We start from the raw sequence: 1,674 nt of genomic DNA on the forward strand, positions 1-1,674 counted from the left end.
TCGTAGTTGTTTATAAGAGACACCCCCGGGGGCCCGATCGGGCCCCCGGGGCAGCGGGCTACGCGCCGCTCGGAATCAGCTGGTCTGGAACTTCCAGGTGCCGAGGGTGGTCCAGCTGCTCCAGCTGCCGCCGTTGGCACTGTACGCGTGGGAGACCAGGCCGTCGGCACCGACGCCGAAGACCTCGGCCGCCTGCGTCCCGGACTCGTAGACGGCGGTGGGGGCGCCGGCAAACTTGTAGCTGCCGATCGAGCTCCAGCCCTGCCAGGCGCCGGCGTTGAGGTTGTAGGTGTGGTTCAGCACGCCGTCGGTGCCGATGCCGAACAGCTCGATGGCGTTCGTCGAGGCGTTGTAGACGGCGGTCGGGCTGCCGGAGAACTTGTACGACGGGTCGAGCGTCGACCAGCCGCTCCACTGGCCGCCGTTGAAGAGGTAGTTGTGCGAGATCACGCCGTCCTTGCCGGTCGCGAACACCTCGGTCACCTTGTTCACCGGGTTGTACACCACCGCCGGAACGCCGCCGAAGTGGAAGGACGGGTCGAGCGTGGACCAGTCCGTCCAGGCGCCGCCGTTGGTGCTGTAGCTGTGGGACAGCACTCCGTCCGGGCCGATGTCGAACACCTCGGCCGTCTTGGTGTCGGGGTTGTAGACAGCAGTGGGGGTGCGCGCGAACTTCCACGTGCCGAGCGAGGACCAGCCCTGCCAGGCGCCGGCGTTGAGGTTGTAGGTGTGGTTCAGCACGCCGTCGGTACCGATGCCGAACAGCTCGATGGCGTTCGTCGAGGCGTTGTAGACAGCGGTCGGACTGCCGGAGAACTTGTACGACGGGTCGAGCGTCGACCAGCCGCTCCACTGGCCGCCGTTGAAGAGGTAGTTGTGCGAGATCACGCCGTCCTTGCCGGTCGCGAACACCTCGGTCACCTTGTTCACCGGGTTGTACACCACCGCCGGAACGCCCGAGAACCGGAACGAGGGGTCCAGCGTGGACCAGTCCGTCCAGGCGCCGCCGTTGGTGCTGTAGCTGTGGGACAGCACACCGTCCGCGCCAACCGCGAACACCTCGGCGGTCGCCGTGTCCGGGTTGTAGAGGACGGGGGCCGCCGCCGAGGAGGGGGCCGTCGTCGGGGCGGGCGTTGGAGTGGGGACCACATCCGGGTACGGGTTGGTGCGGTCGGTGGACAGGCCGGTGCCCGGGCTGCAGGTCCACGCCCCGGCACCCTGGTCGGCGAGGATCTTCTCCGCTATCAGGATCTGCTGCTGCTTGGTCGCGAGGTCCGGGCGGGCGGCGTACGCGGTGCCTCCGTAGTACCGCCAGTTGCTCAGGTTGATCTGCAAGCCGCCGTAGTAGAGCCCATTGCTGCTGACGATGCTCCAGTTGCCCGAGCTCTCGCACTGGGCCACCTTGTCCCAGGTCGCCACCGAGGCGGCGTTCGCCTGGCCGGTGCCGAGAGCGGCCGCGGTGACGACCAGTCCGAGTACGCCAGCGGCGGTGACGCCCATACGGGTGCGAACGGAGCGGGAGGGAGTGCGGGTCATCGGAAGGTCCTTCGGGAAGTCGTGGGAGCCGGGAGGGTGGCCGCGGGGGGCCGGGCCGGGGGGGTGCGGCGGGCCCGGGGAGCTTCGCCCCGGTAAATGGTTGTTTTAAATAAAACTGGCCACAGGCGTAACGCAGAG

General features: G+C 68.2%; 1 protein-coding gene. It reads right to left on the minus strand.

Annotated features, from left to right (window positions below; translation table 11 throughout):
* Nucleotides 1–75 precede the first annotated feature (75 nt).
* Nucleotides 76–1,536: a transglycosylase family protein gene (locus ACFC1R_RS34650; protein ID WP_375945580.1), complete on the minus strand. Its 1,461-nt coding sequence runs from the start codon at nucleotides 1,534–1,536 to the stop codon at nucleotides 76–78.
* Nucleotides 1,537–1,674 lie beyond the last annotated feature (138 nt).

The sequence above is a fragment of the Kitasatospora sp. NPDC056138 genome (assembly GCF_042264695.1).
Lineage (GTDB): Bacteria > Actinomycetota > Actinomycetes > Streptomycetales > Streptomycetaceae > Kitasatospora.